General features: G+C 50.6%; 18 protein-coding genes, 1 pseudogene, 1 riboswitch and 1 other annotated feature. Of the genes and pseudogenes, 8 read left to right on the top strand and 11 right to left on the bottom strand.

The window, feature by feature from the left end; genetic code table 11:
* Positions 1-161 precede the first annotated feature (161 nt).
* Together Q3F21_RS23010 and Q3F21_RS27535 are read left to right on the top strand one after the other, a co-directional pair.
* Complete coding sequence (locus tag Q3F21_RS23010; protein WP_340258254.1) at positions 162-782, top strand: YdcF family protein; 621 nt, start codon at positions 162-164, stop codon at positions 780-782.
* A 41-nt stretch (positions 783-823) separates the two neighbouring features.
* Positions 824-1,064: pseudogene (locus tag Q3F21_RS27535) on the top strand (transposase); the annotation flags it as partial.
* Positions 1,065-1,249: 185 nt separating this feature from the next.
* Here Q3F21_RS27535 and Q3F21_RS23005 read toward each other — a convergent pair.
* The 4 genes from Q3F21_RS23005 to Q3F21_RS22990 all read right to left on the bottom strand — a co-directional run bounded on the left by Q3F21_RS23005 (position 1,250) and on the right by Q3F21_RS22990 (position 4,036).
* The gene (locus Q3F21_RS23005) at positions 1,250-1,705 is read right to left on the bottom strand and encodes a hypothetical protein (protein ID WP_340258252.1); all 456 of its coding nucleotides are present in this window, start codon (positions 1,703-1,705) and stop codon (positions 1,250-1,252) included.
* A 404-nt stretch (positions 1,706-2,109) separates the two neighbouring features.
* On the bottom strand, positions 2,110-2,829 hold the full coding sequence (locus tag Q3F21_RS23000; RefSeq protein ID WP_340258250.1) for a hypothetical protein: 720 nt from the start codon (positions 2,827-2,829) through the stop codon (positions 2,110-2,112).
* A 220-nt stretch (positions 2,830-3,049) separates the two neighbouring features.
* Positions 3,050-3,349: a hypothetical protein gene (locus Q3F21_RS22995; protein WP_340258248.1), complete on the bottom strand. Its 300-nt coding sequence runs from the start codon at positions 3,347-3,349 to the stop codon at positions 3,050-3,052.
* Between the two features lie 294 nt (positions 3,350-3,643).
* Positions 3,644-4,036, bottom strand: coding sequence for a hypothetical protein (locus Q3F21_RS22990; RefSeq protein ID WP_340258246.1), 393 nt, complete (start codon positions 4,034-4,036; stop codon positions 3,644-3,646).
* Positions 4,037-4,291: 255 nt separating this feature from the next.
* Here Q3F21_RS22990 and Q3F21_RS22985 point away from each other — a divergent pair, with 255 nt between their 5' ends.
* Entirely contained in the window at positions 4,292-4,567 is a 276-nt protein-coding gene (locus Q3F21_RS22985; protein WP_340258244.1) for a WGxxGxxG family protein, read from the top strand.
* Between the two features lie 198 nt (positions 4,568-4,765).
* Here Q3F21_RS22985 and Q3F21_RS22980 read toward each other — a convergent pair whose 3' ends face one another.
* Positions 4,766-5,662 carry a DMT family transporter gene (locus Q3F21_RS22980; RefSeq protein ID WP_340258242.1) on the bottom strand — a complete coding sequence of 299 codons (897 nt, stop codon included), beginning with the start codon at positions 5,660-5,662 and terminating at the stop codon, positions 4,766-4,768.
* 208 nt (positions 5,663-5,870) lie between these two features.
* Here Q3F21_RS22980 and Q3F21_RS22975 point away from each other — a divergent pair, with 208 nt between their 5' ends.
* Together Q3F21_RS22975 and Q3F21_RS22970 are read left to right on the top strand one after the other, a co-directional pair.
* Positions 5,871-6,557, top strand: coding sequence for an ArsR/SmtB family transcription factor (locus Q3F21_RS22975; protein WP_340258240.1), 687 nt, complete (start codon positions 5,871-5,873; stop codon positions 6,555-6,557).
* A gap of 170 nt (positions 6,558-6,727) precedes the next feature.
* On the top strand, positions 6,728-8,863 hold the full coding sequence (locus Q3F21_RS22970) for a sensor domain-containing protein (protein WP_340258238.1): 2,136 nt from the start codon (positions 6,728-6,730) through the stop codon (positions 8,861-8,863).
* A 59-nt stretch (positions 8,864-8,922) separates the two neighbouring features.
* On the opposite strand, the gene Q3F21_RS22965 is transcribed toward Q3F21_RS22970, so the two are convergent.
* The 5 genes from Q3F21_RS22965 to Q3F21_RS22945 all read right to left on the bottom strand — a co-directional run bounded on the left by Q3F21_RS22965 (position 8,923) and on the right by Q3F21_RS22945 (position 13,346).
* Positions 8,923-9,441: a hypothetical protein gene (locus Q3F21_RS22965; protein ID WP_340258236.1), complete on the bottom strand. Its 519-nt coding sequence runs from the start codon at positions 9,439-9,441 to the stop codon at positions 8,923-8,925.
* An 18-nt stretch (positions 9,442-9,459) separates the two neighbouring features.
* On the bottom strand, positions 9,460-10,728 hold the full coding sequence (locus tag Q3F21_RS22960) for a transglutaminase-like domain-containing protein (protein ID WP_340258234.1): 1,269 nt from the start codon (positions 10,726-10,728) through the stop codon (positions 9,460-9,462).
* A gap of 88 nt (positions 10,729-10,816) precedes the next feature.
* The gene (locus Q3F21_RS22955; RefSeq protein ID WP_340258232.1) at positions 10,817-12,214 is read right to left on the bottom strand and encodes a DCC1-like thiol-disulfide oxidoreductase family protein; all 1,398 of its coding nucleotides are present in this window, start codon (positions 12,212-12,214) and stop codon (positions 10,817-10,819) included.
* Between the two features lie 20 nt (positions 12,215-12,234).
* Positions 12,235-12,921, bottom strand: a complete 687-nt coding sequence (locus tag Q3F21_RS22950; protein ID WP_340258230.1) for a DUF5819 family protein — start codon at positions 12,919-12,921, stop codon at positions 12,235-12,237.
* Between the two features lie 116 nt (positions 12,922-13,037).
* Positions 13,038-13,346 (bottom strand): hypothetical protein, encoded by a 309-nt coding sequence (locus tag Q3F21_RS22945; protein ID WP_340258228.1) that lies wholly within the window; start codon positions 13,344-13,346, stop codon positions 13,038-13,040.
* 499 nt (positions 13,347-13,845) lie between these two features.
* On the opposite strand from Q3F21_RS22945, the gene Q3F21_RS22940 reads away from it, so the two are divergent.
* From Q3F21_RS22940 to Q3F21_RS22930, 3 genes are all read left to right on the top strand, one after another.
* On the top strand, positions 13,846-14,331 hold the full coding sequence (locus Q3F21_RS22940; protein ID WP_340258226.1) for a ferritin family protein: 486 nt from the start codon (positions 13,846-13,848) through the stop codon (positions 14,329-14,331).
* Positions 14,332-14,518: 187 nt separating this feature from the next.
* Positions 14,519-14,760, top strand: a binding site (T-box leader).
* Positions 14,761-14,846: 86 nt separating this feature from the next.
* Positions 14,847-15,347: an Lrp/AsnC family transcriptional regulator gene (locus Q3F21_RS22935; RefSeq protein ID WP_340258224.1), complete on the top strand. Its 501-nt coding sequence runs from the start codon at positions 14,847-14,849 to the stop codon at positions 15,345-15,347.
* A complete protein-coding gene (locus tag Q3F21_RS22930) occupies positions 15,344-16,528 on the top strand; it encodes an aminotransferase (protein WP_340258222.1) in 1,185 nt (394 codons plus the stop codon). The genes Q3F21_RS22935 and Q3F21_RS22930 overlap by 4 nt, the downstream gene beginning before the upstream one ends.
* 84 nt (positions 16,529-16,612) lie before the next feature.
* On the opposite strand, the gene Q3F21_RS22925 is transcribed toward Q3F21_RS22930, so the two are convergent.
* On the bottom strand, positions 16,613-18,055 hold the full coding sequence (locus tag Q3F21_RS22925) for an amino acid permease (RefSeq protein WP_340258256.1): 1,443 nt from the start codon (positions 18,053-18,055) through the stop codon (positions 16,613-16,615).
* Positions 18,056-18,167: 112 nt separating this feature from the next.
* Positions 18,168-18,356, bottom strand: a riboswitch (Lysine riboswitch).
* Between the last annotated feature and the right edge of the window lie 108 nt (positions 18,357-18,464).

Below are 18,464 nucleotides of genomic sequence, written 5' to 3'. Positions count from 1 at the left end.
CGTACCGCCCTGCAGCGTGATTCTCTCGATTCTGTGTGTCCAATCTATTGACAGTGGTCCAAGGTTTACACAGCAATAAGAGGAGAATTACATGAGCTTAGATGGTATAATACCCTTACATCTTACAGATGTTACCATGTGGCTTCGCGTTTTTGGAGTTCGTGTCTCCGAAGAAAAGAGAATTTGATATAACAAACCTAGCTTTAAGGGGAAACAAAATGAAAAGAATGCCCATTAAAATATTCTATTTTTTTGTGATTTGGTTTGGAATTCATATTCTTATAACAACTATCGATGGTTTACATGATGAAAAACATTACGCGGATGTGGGAATTGTTTTAGGTAATAAGGTTGAATCTGACGGGAAGCCATCAGACAGATTAAAATCTCGATTAGAAAAAGCTGTTGAGCTTTATAGAGAAGGTTATTTTACATGTGTAATTGTTAGTGGAGGTGTCGGAGTAGAGGGCTATGATGAAGCAGAAATTATGAAACAGTATTTAGTTAAGCAAGGAATTCCTACTGAAAAGATAATAACCGATCGTATAGGGATAAATACAATGGCAACAGCCAAGAACGCACCCAAAATACTAGGGGGAGTGGAAGACAAGTCTGTTATGGTAATTACTCAGTTCTATCACATCAGCAGAACTAAATTGGCTTTCTACAAAGCAGGATTCAAAAATGTCTATTCAGCCCACTCAGATTATTTTGAGTTAAGGGATCTGTATTCACTTTCTAGAGAGTTTTTGGCGTACTACAAGTATCTTATTTTTGAATAATGAAATCTAAAAAATATACTATGTAAACTCTCAATGCCTTCCGTTCTGAATTCGAGGATATGGGCATTCGAGTACCTCGAGATCGAGAGGGTAATTTTTTTTGAGTCGACAATTGTTTAAAAAGCATCAGTCCAATGTTTCAGGGAGCGAATATCAAATTTTGGCCGTATATGCCAAAGGCGAATCCACACGTGAGACCCAAGACCATTGAAGTAGACCTATAGCATTGAAGTCTCACCAACACTTATGTCTAATGTAACGAATAAAGTTGCTCCGATGATCATAAGAGATAATCCGAACTATACTAAATGTCGAAATTGAGTTGCCGTTTATGGATTTCGATGATTTCCGACTTATCACAGGCAAGGGAGTAGTCACTTGAGTTCGTACTGTAATTTAGTCATTAGGAAGAATATTCGGGATAAAACCGAACATTCTTTTAATATACACGAAGTTAGTATAGTCGTTTAATTTTGGGCCGAACTAAATATATTTGGAATATCTAACTCAGGAATATTAACGATTTCATAAACAACAGTTTCGTCAGTACTATAACCATAGATTTTAAATAGATTTCCAGATAGATAAATCATTTCTACCAGCTCACCATTATTCTCCATTTCTATAAAGTACTTTTGACTATTCTTGCTTTCACTACTGCTATCAGATTTTTGGACATCAGCTGCTCTTTTCCTTTTGCTTACTTCCATTTTAGAGAAATCGTCAAATATTTTGGATATAGTGCTTGAATCTGTCACGTGTACTTCTTTTTTGTTGCTTCTGATGTATATTGAGGTTATTTTTTCTTTGTCGAACGTAATGATTTCATCGAAAGACCAAACTTTAAATCCAGGAAAATAAATAAGGTTGCTTATCACGTATATTATGAGAATTGCGGAGATTGGAATTAGTATTTTTTTCAAGGTGGAGACCTCCATACTTTATTTCGTATAGTAAGGAAATCATATTTTCTAAGTCAGGACAAGTAAGTGGCGTTAATCCCCCTAAATGGAAGATGAGGAAATCAATAAGTGAGTTACCACCCCCCCGATAATTCAAGCATTGCGTGATCAGGGAGATACAATGCGCTCAGGTCGTCTTTCGGGAAGAAGGAAGGAAGTGCCAAGCAGCAGGAGAAAAACAATGTCGGTGGTCTGAAATAAAAGCCGAGCTTCAGGAAATAGTGTAAACGCCTTTTCTCAAAGCGAGAGAGGCGTTTTTTCATGGGGAAATCGGTGTGATCGAGCCACGCCTTCAGGCTTTCAAAGATGCTCGGTTTTTGGCATGGATACAAGGCGATCCGTATTGTCAGCCATCGTAAATCCCGTTATTTAACTGTCAAAATCACTTCTTTCGTTTTACTCCCATGTTGATTCCACTCCGCCAAAGTTTCAAACGAATAATCCGTAGTATCCGGTATCCCGGCTTTCAGTGTTGCATCATTTACCCAATTCAGCGAAACGATCGGGATGGTAAATTCAGAGGCAGTTAATTTGCCCGCCAGCTCACTGCTGTATTGAAACTCCGCAAACGAGAAAGGTTCTGTCCGAATAACGACCACGTTGTTTCTGACAATTTCCGCAGCTTCATTTCTCCCCAACAAGATAGCCATATAATTTTCGTCAGGAGAGAAAATATGCTGCATAAAGATACTGCCGGAATATAAGGGAATAGTTCTTATTTGATCGTTTTTGATCTGTACTAAAGCGTGATCGCAAAGCTTTACGCCGCAAGCATATCGAATATCACCGTAGATATCGCCAGACTTTGAAGTGAAAGCGTCTGTCCGTATTCGTTCGAGTTCAATTTCTCGTTCCGTTTGGTCAACCTGATTAAGGTAATCGTTGAGAGGATCGATTTTATGAATAGGGATGGATACGGTTTTTGCTTCAAGAGACAATGTCACGATTTCTTGATCTTCCGATTTGTTTACATTCTGAATGATTGCCTGCTTAGGAGGTTCACTGACAGTCGGAGCACATCCTGAGAGGAAAAGTACAACTATAGACAAAGACAAAGCAAAATATGATCGAGGCCGTTTTTTCATAAAAGTTCTCCTAATGAATTTGGACAAGGGACACTTCAATCGGTTTTGGAGAGTGCCTTTCACAAGCTTCTGGTCAGCCTGCTTTTTTATTTTTGGGAGCTTCTCGAATTTTTCTCCAGTAAATCGATAAATCGCTGTTTGAGTGTCAGTTTGAGACCTTTGAATCTGCTTGTCTTTCTCTTCTTGTTTGTAGGAATGAGACAGATAATACAATATATCGTCATCCAGGTGGTAGGTACCGAGCGTTACGAAGTTCACTCCCTGGAAATTTGCTTTCCGTTTTAAACGTTCCTTCCCAAGCGATGACAACCTTTCCGTTGTCCAGATACCATAGATGGGCAACCTCTTCATGAAGACCTGTTCCGCCGCCGTAGTCAATGGTTTCAAAGATATTCTTGTGGTCGAAGGTTTCGTACGGAACGAAGTCATCAAGCTCATCCGGGCGAATGAGGTGGCTTTTTGGCACGTGCCAGTCTTCTTCAAACACCAGTCTGTATGCGCCATTTTGTTTGTCGAGCACAAAGAAATTCCCGATATGGCTCCCGCCTCGGAAAACACTGCGATACGTGCCGAATTTTCTTCAATACGTAAAAAATATAGAAGAAGACGAAGCTTCTTGAAAGAGGACAGGTGCCGCATGTTGTTTGATCAGCCCATGCAGCACCGCAACGCGCGCTGGTAGAGGCACACGCTCAAAAGTTCACGCAACAGCGACCATACTGGCAAAATTCGAGGACTGCCGGTAACAGGCCTCCAGCTTGTCTGCGTTTGTTATTGAAGAGCGCTTGCTATTCTCTTGCTTTTTCATGGAATCTCACCGCTGCTTCTGTCTCCACAAATAGAGCGCATAAAGGCCGTAATACGAAATGAACAAGCCCAAAATGAAAAAGGCCATCACGACCCCGTAATCCTGGCTGGATACCTCGTAACTGACAAAAGTTTGTACGCCATACCTGATTGCCATATAGGCCAAGATGAACAACAGCAAAACTCCGTATCGAAGCAGTTTGCTCTTTTGCTCCATTTCCTTTCTCTTCATTTTCATGAAATAGCGGAAATACCCGACGATTGCGCCGATCAATAATATCGCCACAAACAAATAGCGCAGAGGGTGAATATCTATAAAGGTCTTGAACAATGTCGACACGGCAAACACCAATAGGATTACCGCGGCAATCAAGTAAAAGCCAAGTGAGCGATTCTGCATGGGCGGACCTCCTTTCGAAATACGTTGGCCGCCTATTATCGTATCATAAATTAGGTGAAAATATGAAACCTTCGCCCGGTTTGCAAATGGTCGGGTAAATCCTCGGAATTCTGGCTCACAGAGACCGGCGATTAAAAAACTTATAAACCAAAGTCTTCTTTGCGGTCTTGAGAACGATCTTATGATGAATATAATTCCCCTTCAATGGAAATTCTGGCTAATAGCAAGTCAACTTATAATTTTGGGGGGGTCCTTATGTTAAGGAAGATGAACGTTTTGATGTTGGCTATGGTCCTGGTTCTTGCCATGGCAGTAACCGTTTCCGCTGAAACTGGCGGTGCGGCGAACCCAGGAGGAACCAACGCTCCGGCTACAGGCAACGTCGGTGTCACCAATGCAAACCAAGGCTACGACGGTACGTACAGAACGACCGCAGCCCCTAACCGTAACTGGGGATGGATTGGATTGCTGGGTCTGGCCGGCCTTGCAGGCTTGACGGGTAGAAACAGGGATCGCGAGCCCCAAAGATAGCCTGAATCGTTCCCTCTTGCTGCATGGAAAACGCACCTCTTAAAGCTGATAGTGGGCAGATTGCAACTGTAATCCGCTCCTGCTTTAGGGGGTGCATTTTATTTTCAGCTTTTATCCAAAGCGAATCGCATCTGTTGGCGCAATTCGAAATGGTTCTTCTACAGCTGTTGAAAAGAACGCCTGAGCAATGGCTTTTTTTCATGCTTGATTTGACCCGGCAAAATCTTGTTTGCCGCGGAGCTTTTGACTGGCAGGCGTCCAGTTCACCATAAAGATTCCGAGAAAAATCAGCAAGCCGCCGGCGTAGACGTACCACTCGACGATCTCATCCAGAAGCAGCCAGCCTGAGAGCACTCCAAAAAACGGCGCCAAGAACAGAAACGCGCTGGTCTTTCCGGGGTCTCCTTTTGCGAGCAGATGAAACCAGGTGGCGAATTGGACGATGGAGGCCATGATGGCAAGCCACAACACAATCGTTACGGAAGCTGGGGTAATGATAAGCTTTGGCGTTTCCAGGGTGAAGCCCATGGCGAGCAGGAGCAGCCCTCCGAACAGCATCTGGAAAGCGGTCAGCACCCATACATGAAAATCAGCTCCCCATTTTTTGACCAAGACGGTGGCGACTGACCAGGAAAGAGCCGCTCCCAATCCGAACATGGTACCGATTTCCCACTTCAGATGAAAGCCAAGCGTGATGTAGACGCCAACGATACCGAGCAATACTCCCAGCCATTGACGAAAGCGGTACCTGGTTCCGAGAAACAGGGTGCCCAGCATGACGACGAGGAGCGGATTCAGGAAAGTGAGGATCGATGACTCGCCTGCCGTAATCGTCCGTAAGCTGAGGAAAATACAGCCCATTACTCCTGCCGTTTGAAAGAACCCGATGAAGAACAGCTTTCCCCATTTTTGGGCTGAATCAGGGAGTGGCTTCTTCAGGACCCACAAGCCCATAAGCAAGCCGGCAAGCGTAAAACGGCACCCTACGAGGAGGAGCGGGGAAATGTAGCTCAACCCCATTTTTCCGACCGCGAAAGAAGAGCCCATCAGCGAAGTGGTAATGACCACAAGAACGCCGTAAAAAAATGGATTCATAGTTCCCTCAACCTTTCTTCCTATCTAACATTCCTCCAAAGCAGCGGGTTCACCTCCTGGTTATTTTCCATCTTGTCTTGATTTTACAATTCGATTACTATCGAAGTATGAATGCTGTGCGTCTGACCTTTGGTGTTCGCTTCCAGCATAGTCTAAAATCGCTTCGGCCTGTGTCGAAGTATGCTTGCAAAGGAAAGGAGGAGCAGAAATGAATTCCAGCCCCAATATTGTGGAAGTCGCCACGCTGATCGGGGAACCATCCCGTGTCGTCATCCTGCTCAGTTTGATCGGAGGAAAAGCGCTGCCCGCGAGCGAATTGGCCCGTTCCGCCCGAATTACTCCGCAGACGGCGAGCTCGCACCTTGCCAAAATGGTGGAAGGCGGTCTCTTGATCCAAGAGTCTTACGGACGTCACCGCTACTATCGGCTCGCGAGTCCAGAGGTGGCCCATGCGCTCGAAGCCTTGCAAGCGATTGCCGCTCCGAAGCCAATTCGTTCGCTGCGGGAATCGGAACAGATGAGGGCCTTGCATTATGCGCGCACCTGCTATGATCACCTTGCGGGAAAAATTGGCGTCGCCTTGACGGATCGGCTTCTCGAATCAGGTTTTCTCCGGGAAGCGGGGAAGGACTTTCTTTTGAGTCCGGAAGGCAGAGAGAAATTGCTGGCACTCGGGGTTGAAGTCGATCCCCCGCAAAAAAGCCGCCGTCATTTTGCAAGGCAATGCCTGGACTGGAGCGAACGCCGCCATCACGTAGCAGGAAGCTTGGGTGCTGCACTGACCAACCGGCTGTTTGAGCTGGGCTGGATCGAGCGTCTTCCGGATGGGCGGGCTGTCCGTGTGACGGCTGCGGGAAACAGCGGTCTGTCTGAAGCATTTGGATTAAAGCTGTAATTTGGTGACTTTTTTCAATTCGTACACTTTTCGTAACTTGCCTCCGATCGGGTTGCCAATGTGTATAAATATGGTAATGTAGGATGAAGAATCACAAGCAATTGCTCGTGCAGACCGCTGGAGCTTTCTTTTTTGCACCGGCGCATCAATAAAAAGAATCGGTGATAAACATGAGAACGGATGATTTTTCTTTCAAGCAGGGGGAGCAAAAGCAAAAGGGGCTTTCGCAGGAACAAAATGACAAGCTGAAAGAGGTTGAGCGAGAGCTGGCAGATATCAAGTACGCTCTTGACCAGTCCTCGATCGTTGCGATTACAGATTGTCGGGGAGTCATTCTTCACGCGAATGATCAATTCTGCGTGATTTCCGGTTATCCGCAAGAGGAATTGATCGGCAAGGATCATCGCATCCTGAACTCCGGTTTTCACCCCAAGGAGTTTTTCAAAAACATGTGGTCGACCATCGGCTCGGGCAAGATCTGGCGCGGGGAAATCCAAAACCGGACCAAGGACGGCTCGCTCTACTGGGTCGATACGACGATCGTTCCGTTCCTGGATGAAGCGGGGAAACCGTATCAGTACATATCCATTCGGAACGACATTACCGCGCGTAAAAAGATGGAGGAGGAGTTGAGGCAAAGCGAGGAAAAATACCGGTTGATCACGGAAAATACGACGGACATGATTTCGGTGATCGATCGGGAAGGAAATTTTCTTTACTTGTCTCCCTCCCACGAATTGATGCTCGGCTATGATATCCGCAATGTCGGGGTGAACAATCTGCTTGCCTGGATTGAACAAGAAGACCGGGAGATTATGGCAGAAGCCATTCAGCATACGTTTTCCGCCCGGAAAAGCAGGCAGATCGAGTACCGTCTGCGCACACAGGAGCAAAAACGCATCTGGGTTGAAACGACAATCACGCCTGTTTTGAGCGAAGCGGGAAACGTTCGAAAACTCGTTTTGGTTTGCCGCGAAATTACAGAGCGAAAGAAGTCGGAGCAGACCATCCATCACCTCGCTTATCACGATACGTTGACCGACCTGCCAAACCGCAGGCTGTTCGTGCAATATCTCAGCAAGGAGCTTAGTCAAGCCAAACGGGTCGGCTCCAAGCTGGCCGTGCTGTTTCTTGATCTGGATCGCTTGAAGGACATCAACGATACATGGGGACATGACATTGGCGATCTGATTTTGCTGGAGGCGGCGAAGCGGCTGGCAAGCTGTACGCGCAGGCATGACATGGTAGCCCGGCTGGGCGGCGACGAGTTCACCATCGTATTGCCCAACATCTCGGGGCGCGAAGAGGTGGAAAGCATTGTCACTCGCCTGCGGAATGAGCTGAACAAGTCTTTGGAGGTGGCTGGACAGAGCTTTAGCTTGTCAATGAGCATCGGCATCGCCATGTACCCGGATCATGGAGAACAGACGGATGATTTGCTGAAGCGCTCGGACACGGCTCTCTACGTAGTCAAATCGAGAGGGCGGAACGGTTACGAGTTTTTTGATCCGACGATGGAAGTAAAGACGCTGGAGCGTATCCTGATGGAAAATGAACTGCGCAAAGCAATAGAGCAGGAGCACTTTGAAATCTATTACCAGCCGAAAAAGGATTTGTCTACGGGGAAGCTGACCGGCATGGAAGCGCTCGTGCGCTGGATTCACCCCGAGTTGGGGGTGATTCCGCCCAACCGCTTTATCCCGATCGCAGAAGAAACAGGAATGATTATTGAGCTTGGCGAATGGATTTTGCGAAGTGCCTGTCTGCAAAACAAGCGCTGGCAGGATGAAGGGTTTCCGCCGCTGAAGGTGTCGGTAAACCTCTCGGCTCGCCAGCTTCACCAGAAAAATCTGGCCCAGGTGCTCGAAGCGGTGCTTCAGGAAACGGGCCTTGACCCGCAGTGGCTGGAGCTGGAGATCACGGAGAGCGTGCTGGTCAAATTGGAAGAAGCCATATCGATTTTGCAGACGATCCGGGAGTCGGGCGTTCAAATTTCCATTGATGATTTCGGTACAGGCTATAATTCTTTTAGTTATATTAAACATTTGCCGATTGACACGATCAAAATCGATGCTTCGTTCATTCAAGATATTCATCAAAATCAGGAGAGCCAGGCGATTGTAAAAGCAATCGTGACCATTGCGGAGAGTCTCAATCTCAACGTCATCGCCGAAGGTGTCGAGCTGCTCGACCAGGTAGCGGCGCTAAGCGAAAACGGCTGCGACCAAGGACAGGGCTACCTGTTCAGCAAGCCTCTGCCGACGAGAGATTTCGAGCATTATTTGCTGGCTGTCCAAAACAGTTAGCGGCTGCCAGAGACAGCAGCCGTCACAGGCTGCCGGGCAGGAAACGGACGGGAAAGCCGTCAAGTCGCCTGCTTTGCGACGTGTGGCGGCGCTTCCTTGATAAACCGCTCGTATGGCAAATAAACGGCTAGAAAAAACGTTGCCCCGTATAACAGGAACTCGACAGCCTCAAGGAAGCTGGAGACAAACCCGGCTCCCATCATAACCCCTATGGCGTAATAAAGCCAGGGGACCAGCCAGGTGATTACGCAGGCGCTTACACTGACTTTAAATGGCGCCTGCTTTACTTTTTTTCCCGAGAGATGGACGATCAGGCTGAAGACGACAAAGTTGCAAAGAATGTTGAGCACAACGGTGATCAATTGGCTCGTTTGCTCAGGCGGCAGCGAGGCGGCTCGCCAGAACGAGTCGAGCAACGGAGCAAGGGCTGGCTCCATGGATTGATAGGCCAGTACGCAAGCGGTAAACAACATGGAGCTGAACACGATGCCCAAAAGGGAGTACTGAATCAGCTTGCCCCAGGCCATTTTTCCTTCGCGGCCCCAGTGCTCCTTGATCAGGCTGCAGGATCGTTTCATACGGTTTCCCTCCAACGGTCAAGAAAGTGAAAAGCTGCCGATCAGGCTCAAAATCATCAGGACAAGCAAAAGGTTTGTGACCACGTACGATTCACGCCGCGCGATCAGCGTCAGCAAGAGCAGCGTGAAGAAAGCGTTGCTGGCCGTATTGAGCCATTCCAGCCGGACGCCAAACAGCGACAGCCCATGATACAAAAACAGAAAGAGAAAGAACAGAGCAAAAGAGAGCTTTTTGATCCACAGTCCCCCCAGCGCCCAAAGCGAGGTTTCACCCACTCGCCAGGCCCCCATGTAGTCCTCTACGCCGTCAGGCTCAGGCTTTGCGAGAAAGCGCACATACGCAGGCTGCAAAAAGGGAGCCGTCCCCCCTTGAGAACGGTATCCCCAGGCGAGCATTTCTCCTCCCACCATGAACGATTGGTAATTCTCCGGGACAGGCGGTTGGTCGTGGTCCGGATAAGCCGGGAAGAGGGGAAGGTTGCAGTCGTAGCTGAAAATGACCCGTTTCCCTTCCAGATTGCCAAAGTAGTACCGGCGGGAGCTTCTCGTACCGTAGCGGGTAACGCAAGAAAGCTGCGTCAGGGGATTTTTCATCGCCGCGGCGGTGCTCGCGTCTACCGGAATCCAGCCGACTCCTGCCGCAAAAAACTCGTTCCAGGCGTGAGCCTGAAATTTCCCCGTCGCCCATGCGCCCATCGCGATGCGGCAAGGGATGCCAAGCGAGCGGCAGTAGGCGGCAAAAAGAAAGGCGAACTCCCCGCAATCCCCTTTTTTATTGCACTGCATGGCGGCAGCGCCGCGCTCCTTCGGGGGCGATTGGTAGCGATAGTGCTTGACCAGATGGTCGAACAATCGGCGGGCCTGCTCGATAGTGTCCTGGCTGTCTCCTGCGATTTGCTCGGCCTCCTTTCGCATCTCGTCGTTTACCGGCACGAGCGGAGTGGAGCGGAGGTAAAAGCGGCGCTCATCCTCCGACAGCTGAGCCGCTTCGAAAGGCTGCTCCGCTTTCTCTGCGGGAACGAGTCTGGTTTCATACGCGTCAAAAGAAAAAGAGAGCATAGCCCGCTGGCCGACAGCCAATTCGTAATAGGCGAGCCGGTTGCCGGTCGGCAATACGGAGGTTGTGGCGGCGGGCGTTTGGGACAATATCTGAATGCTGCGCTGCGTGGAACCCGGTTCCGGCAGGGCCAGCCACACGTCCACCCGGGACTGCTGGCGGTTTTCATAATGGTAGTCGACACGGCAGGTTTTGGTCTTCTTGTAAACAAGCTGATACCGTGGCTTCATGGAATCCCTCTCTTTCCAAGGTCAGGCTGTCTTATCGGGCCAAGGCTGTTTATAGCGGGCCGAGGTCCTTGCTGCGCTGCAGGTACGGCTAGGATTCATGTTTGGCTGTCTGGACCCTCGGCAGATAGCAGCTGTCGTCGCAGCCGCCAGTTGGCATGATCGTCCGGCGGGCAGCGATGAAGTCGTAGACTTTTTGTCCGATGCCCAGGCGATTGGCGAGGCAAAGCAACGGGCTGATGAGCCACATCGGCACGATCCGCTTGCTGATTTGTATGAAGGCGTGGATGCCGCCATGCAAATCAGTGTCGCCGATTCGCTTGCTGTGCATGCGCTGTTCCGCTTTTTGCGGGTCCAGTCCATAGGCTTCGCATACGCTCTGCTCCCGAAAGGAAGCATAACGGAGCAAACCAAACCAGTCGAGCGCTTTCAAGGTGCGTACAGATGCCTGGCACATCGGGCACCAGCCGTCGAAAAAAACGATGACCCGCTGCGAACGCAACGGCTGCATCCGGCCGAGCCGGCGCGTACGGGTTCGAAGCGCAAGGCTGATTTTGCGCGCGAGCCTGGACATGTCTGTGTAGAGACGCTGGTACTCTTTGTCGGTGATCAGCAAAAAGTCAATCATGCACATGATCAGCGAGAAGGTGACCAGTCCCATGACAATGGCAATTCCCGTATGAAAACCGATCACTCCGCAGACGACGGCGTATTTGGTGTAGCGGTTGAACAGCAGGAAAGGAAACGCCAGCTTCACGAGGATGGAGGCGTATGTAGCCAGCACGATGGCAAAGTCGTTTTGCAGCAGCAAGCTCTGGAAAAACGGATGGCTGTACTCGTCCACCTGCAGGATGTAATAGACAGCCGTCCCGTTGTTCCAGACCTCCCCCATCACCTGGTACAGACCGGAGCTGAGATACATGATGCACAGGTTGACAATGCAGAACAGCACGGCAAAATTGTGAAAGACGGACTTGATTTTGTATAGCACTGTATGTTCTACGAGCGGCCGGCGCTGCCAGTACTTGTCGCTGTCGGCGGAGAAGTAGGCGGTCGCATTGGCGAACAACAGATAGAACAGGATCAGCCGCATGATATTGTCCCCGCCGTCCGAGATAAGGACGTTCCGATCAATCAGGGAAATGGTGAAGATAAAGTTCAGGATGGAAATAAAGCGCCCTTTCCAGCCTATAAGGTATAGAATAGCGACAACGATTCCCAAATGGTAGATCAGGTCGAAGTACCCGAGCGAGGGACTGAGCATGTACAGGGAAAAAGCCCCGTCTTTGGTGGAAGAAGCCATGTAGGTGGCGTGATCGATCAGCCCTGCATCCGACCACAATAGATAACGCTGCGCGTAGTGGATCAGGTACATGTACAGGAGGATAAAGCCAAACCCGATCCTGGCCAGGGAAGCTCCGATCAGAAACTCCTCCCGATAGAGCCAATCCAGCAAGGGACGGCGTTTTACGGACGTTGCACTGCCCATGACGGACACTCCTTTCTGCGTCAGATCGAAGGTACGACAGGTTGGTACTTCTCCCATTCAAACTCGACGTACTCTTTTTCGTTTTCGTAATGGGGATTGTGCCGCTCGGAAAACGGCTTGCTGGCGCGAATCAGTACGCGCAGCCGGATCGAGTCGACATTCTGGGAGGGGAAGTACTTCGGAACGTGGGAAAAGCTGTAGCGATACAACAGCCGCACCCCGACTTTGCGGTATTCATCCAGCTGAGCAAGATCCTCTTTCATTAGATTGAGATCTTCTTTGTTGCGATTTTTCTTCTTTTCTTCAAAAAGATTGATCACGTCGTCCTGATGGAATGCCTGCGTAAAGGCGCCTACTCCAAAGCGCAGCACGCGGTTTATCGGCGAAATGCGGTGCTCCCAGTTGGCCGTGATCAATGGAGTTGTAATGTCTACCCAGTCGCTTTCCACTAGGTTGCCGCTGGCGTCCCTGCTCTTGGCCTGAATGAAGATGGTATGGGTATGGCTGACAGGATTGGGCGCAAAGAGATGCCAGTTTTGCGAAAAAAGCGGATTGACGTAGCCATTAACGAGATCACGGTACTTGTTGGTCAAAGGATTGAACGGAATGACGTGCAGCAGGATCATGCTGAAGTGCCACAGCATCACAGCAATCAGAAGCAAGGGAAGGGCAGCGAGCAGACGCTTTTGCCATTTGCCGGTCTCCACGCGGATCAGACCACCTTTCCTTGAGGGTATTGTTCGGATAAAGAAGGACAAGGAAAAGAGAGGGAGGATTCCGTCTGTGAATGCTCCGCTCTCTTTTTGTTTAAGGAAACCGTGGACTAGTTGTCGAATACAACCTCCAGGTTTTTGTTGGCATGCATTGGGAGCTGTGACCATCGCTCCTGATATTTTTTATGAGCCCATGCGGCAGCTTTCTCGCCAACGTATTTCCCGACGCCTGCGGCTACACCGGTGAGAGCAGCTACACCTACAGCCGGAAGTACCTGCGGCTGAACGGAGCCGGCTTTGTTAATCGATGCGAAATTTGCAGAGGTTTGGACATTGGTGGACTCAGCTCCGACAGAAGCAGAGAGCAAGCCACCGGAAACGACGGCAAGGGCAAGTGCAACCGTGACGACTTTTTTCACGTAAACGAGACCTCCTTATAAAATACGGATAGAATACTGTTCCTTCCACTTCCTTTGCTTGCTCCATCCCGGTTGGCGGGCGGGCTGGCCAGCCTTTTTCAAGTGGGTACAAGAAAAACGCCCAGTCCTGAGTTCAGGAAACAATTTCCAGAAATTTCAAGAACAACTTCATTATATTTTGGACAACCAAATTTTGTAAATCTACTTTGCTGAAAATTAATATATAATAGTTTCCATTTGCATATCATTATATGTTTATGAGTGAGTTTAGACCTGAATCGAAGCATAAGATTAATAGAGAAATATAACAAATTACCTAATTTATATGATTCTTTCTTCCTGTGTCAAAAAACGGGAGGGGGAAAATCGCTTCGGAGACGCTGCGAAACGGAGGACGACTGGGAACTTATTCTTCCGGAAGGATACAGTTGGGCGCACCACCTTTTGGGCGGAACATAAGCTGTGGTATAGACACCTATACCGTCTGGAGGAATTTGGCATGTACCGATACCCCACCCACTATGCTCACTGGCCCTTGCCCGTCCAGGATGGAGGAAGGCGCAAGGCTGTTGATACGGCAGATCGAACGCTGGCAGAGGAAGTACTGAAGGCAGTCCATCGCGAGGAGAGGGCAGGCAATTTCTACACGCGGCTGGCGGAACTGGCCCCCACGGAAAGCGTGAGAGTGTTGATTACCATCATCAAGGACGAACGGCTGAAGCACTTGCAAAACTTTTCACGGCTCTACTCGCAGTTGACCGGACGCGAACCGCAGTTGCTGCGTGAGCCAGTCCCGACACCTGAGTCATTTCAACGAGGAGTGGAGCTGGCCATTCGCGATGAACTGGAGGCAGTCGATTCGTATCGGGACTTTGCCGAAAGAACTGCCGATCCCAGCGTCAGAAAAGCTTTTCAGCGTGCTGCAGCGGACGAACAGCGACATTCCACCTGGTACGCCAATATTTTGCTTTCTCAGCAAAGCTGACATCGTTGCAGTATCGCGAGTGATGACTTGTTGGACCTGCCCGGTGGAGAAAAAACGGGAGCTTGTCCGCCCCGCATAAACAAAGGGGGGAGGGCATGCGGAAGAGACTTCCAGAGAACACTTTGTTGACAACCGGCCGAGAACTTTTTATAATCTGAGACATTCCCGAACGAAAAGATGAACACCACATATCGCTTGGAAAAGGAAGAGTAAAAGAGGGCTCTGACGCCCAGAGAGCTGCCTGTATGCTGTAAAGGCGGCCGTCACCTCTCTTTGAAGCCGCCTTGGAGCTCTGCTTTTGAACCGTCCAGTAGAAAGCAGCGGACAGGTCTCCGTTATCAGCCGCAAGTCTGCTTGCAGACTTCAAGAGTCTGTTTTTCGTGAGGAGAACAGAAAGCTGAGTGGTACCGCGAAGAGATCGCCTCAGCAACCGACAATCCGGATAGAGCCGGGTCGGTTGCCGGGGCGTTTTTTATTGCGGACTTACAACATGAATGGAATGGAGTGGAGAGGAAATGGATCGACAGAAGCAACGTGAACTGCTGCGGCTCCTCGAAGAGGACAGCCGGCGCAGCGCTGAACAGATCGCCAGATTGATGGGGGTGTCACAGGCGGAGGTGGAAGAGGCCATCGCCGCGCTGGAGGGCGAAAAGGTCATCGTGAAATATCCGGCCCTGATCAACTGGGAACTGGTCGAGGACGATCCGTACGTCACCGCTATGATCGACGTCAAGGTAACGCCGAAGCGCGATGTCGGCTTTGACGAAGTGGCGGATCGCATCTGTCGCTTTCCCGAGGTACAGGCCGTCTACCTGATGTCCGGAGCCAGCTACGATTTGTCTGTGGTGCTGGAAGGCAGAACGATGCGGGAAGTGGCAGCATTCGTTTCGCAAAAGCTGGCGACAATGGATTCGGTCGTATCGACCGCCACGCACTTTATTTTGAAAAAATACAAGCATGACGGCATCCAGTTTGAGGACAGGGATGAGGACCGCAGGATGGTGGTGACCCCATGAGTCAGCAAACTGCGGTACGAAACCGCTTGTCGGAAACCGTTGCCTCGCTCAAGCCGTCCGGCATCCGCCGATTTTTTGATCTGGCGGCATCGATGGAAGGCGTCATCTCGCTCGGTGTAGGAGAGCCGGACTTCGTCACCCCTTGGCGCGTGCGGGAGGCATGCATCTCATCGCTAGAGCGCGGGTATACGGCCTACACGTCCAATGCCGGGCTGTTGGAGCTGAGAAAAGAGATTCACAAATACCTGGAGGAACGCTTCGCCGTTTCCTATCATCCGGAGACGGAAATGCTGATCACTGTCGGAGCCAGCGAAGCGATTGACATCGCGCTGCGCGCCATCATCAATCCGGGTGACGAGGTGCTGGTGGTAGAGCCTTGCTACGTATCGTACGAGCCGATCATCCGGCTGGCCGGAGGGGTGCCCGTCTTCCTCCGCACGACGGCCGAGCAGCAGTTCAAGCTGACGCCGGAGGAGCTGGAAGCCCGCATCAGTCCGCGGACCAAAGCGATTATCTTCTGCTATCCGAACAACCCGACGGGCAGCACGATGACGGCCGAGGAGTGGGGCAAGCTGCTCCCGGTGATTGAAAAGCACGATCTTCTGGTCATCTCTGACGAGATTTACGCCGAGCTGACCTACGGAAGGATGCACGACAGCATCGCGGCACTGCCGGGAATGAAGGACCGGACCATTTTGATTTCCGGTTTTTCCAAGGCGTTTGCGATGACGGGATGGCGGCTCGGCTACGTCTGCGCTTCACCCGACCTGCTTGCGGGGATGCTCAAAATCCACCAGTATACGATGCTGTGCGCCCCGGTGATGGCTCAGATGGCCGCTTTGGAGGCAATGCGCCACGGACAGGCAGACATGGAGCGGATGGTGGAGAGCTACCGCCAGCGCCGCAATTTTGTCGTCCAAGGGTTTCAGGACATCGGCCTTGCCTGCCATGAACCGGAGGGAGCCTTCTACGCGTTTCCTTCCATTCGCTCTACGGGCATGGAGGCATCCGAGTTTGCCGAACGGCTGCTGACGGAGGAAAAGGTCGCGGTGGTGCCGGGGGAGGTGTTTGGCGACTGCGGCAGGGGCCATATCCGCTGCTCCTACGCGACTTCGCTGGAACAGCTGCAAAAGGCGCTCGAACGGATGGGGCGGTTTGTCCAAAAGGTTTCTGCCCGATAAGGTTGGAGTGCATGAAAAAAGGCCGGGAGCTGATCCCGGCCTTGCATGTTGGATTGAGGTTCGATTTGCAGCGGAGTGACCGCTCTACTTTTGCTGGTTGGTGAAATCGACTTTGTGAAGCGGAACGACTTTGGTTTTCCTGGCGTATTTGTAGCTCAGCCAGACGAGGATGAAGAGCGGCAGGCCGATGTACGACACCAGCGCGCCATTCCAGTCGATGGTTTCGCCGGTAAAGGCGGAGTAGTTTTGGCCGAGCACGACGATAAGGCAGATGATAAAAGCCAGGATCGGTCCAAACGGGAACCATTTCGCCCGGTAAGGAAGCTGCTTCAGGTCATGGCCTTGGGCCACGTACGCCCTGCGGAAGCGGTAGTGGCTCACTGCGATTCCAAGCCAGGCGATAAAGCCGGACATCCCGGAAGCGTTCAAGAGCCAGATATAGACGGTGCCGTCCCCGAACAACGAGGACAGAAAGGCAAACATCCCGATCAGCGTAGTCAGCAGGAGGGCGTTGATCGGCACGCCGCGGCTGTTGACTTTGGCAAACAGCCTGGGAGCCCTTCCTTCTTTGGCCAAGACATACAGCATCCGCGTAGACGCGTACATCCCGGAGTTGCCCGCCGAGAGGACAGATGTCAGAATGACGGCGTTCATGACCGAAGCGGCAAAGGCGAAGCCCGCTTTTTCAAACACCAGCGTAAACGGGCTGACCGCGATGTCCGTAATGTCGCTGTTTACGAGATTCGGATTGTCGTACGGGATCAGCATCCCGATGACGAAGATCGCAAAAATATAGAACAGCAGGATGCGCCAGAAAATTTGCTTGATGGCCTTCGGGATGTTGCGTGCAGGGTCTTCGCTCTCGCCGGCGGCAATCCCGACCAGCTCCGTGCCCTGGAAGGAGAAGCCGGCGATCATAAAGACGCCGAGAATCGCCATGAAGCCGCCGCTGAACGGCGCATCGCCCTTGGTAAAGTTGTGAAAGCCGACGGATTCGCCGCCCATGATGCCAAAAATCATCAAAACGCCGACAATGATAAAGATGATGACCGTACTTACTTTAATCAATGAAAACCAGTATTCGGATTCGCCATAGCCTTTTACCGACAACATGTTTAAGCCAAACATAAGCAAGAGGAAGAGCGCGCTCCAGAGAATGGACGGCGTGTCTGGGAACCAGTATTTCATGATCAGCGCACCGGCCGAAAGCTCGACGGCAATCGTGACCGCCCAGTTGTACCAGTAGTTCCATCCGAGGGCAAAGCCGAGGGACGGATCGACAAACTTGGCGGCATAGGTGCTGAAGGAGCCGGATACCGGCATGAACGCCGCCATCTCGCCCAGGCTCGTCATCAGGAAAAAGACCATCAGACTGATCGCTGTATAGGCAACCAAAGCACCGCCCGGACCGGCAGAGTGAATGGAGCCGCCGCTCGCCAGAAAGAGCCCTGTACCGATCGATCCGCCGATGGCGATCATCGTCAGATGACGGGCTTTCAATCCGCGTTGCAATTGATTGGAAGACATAAAATGATGCACGACCTTTCTTTTGATTTGCGGGAAGGAAGGCCGGAAATAAAATACCACCACAAGCCAAAACGGCAAAAGGGCGGTATGATCCAATCCCCACCAAGCCTTCACGGAAGATAGCACACCACGCTTGCTCGGCTGGCAAACGTGACAGTTCTGTCCCTTTTCGGGTACAGCCCCAGCCTGTGTGTACAGAGAATACACGGCAGACTTCGGCAGCTTTTCCTTCTCCTGGAGTCATTGATCTTCTCTGGATCTCGTTCAGAATAATATAAAAGCCGCGACCTCTATCCTCATCGTGTCTGATGAGGATAATTGCTATAAGATTATGTTATGGTTAAAGTATATGGGTTTTTCCTTTAAAATCAAGTGTGATTTTGTGGCAGGCAGGTTCCGTGATATTCAG

The sequence above is a fragment of the Brevibacillus borstelensis genome (assembly GCF_037834415.1).
Taxonomy (GTDB): Bacteria; Bacillota; Bacilli; order Brevibacillales; family Brevibacillaceae; genus Brevibacillus; species Brevibacillus borstelensis_A.
This window is presented reverse-complemented; position numbering and strand designations above follow the sequence as displayed.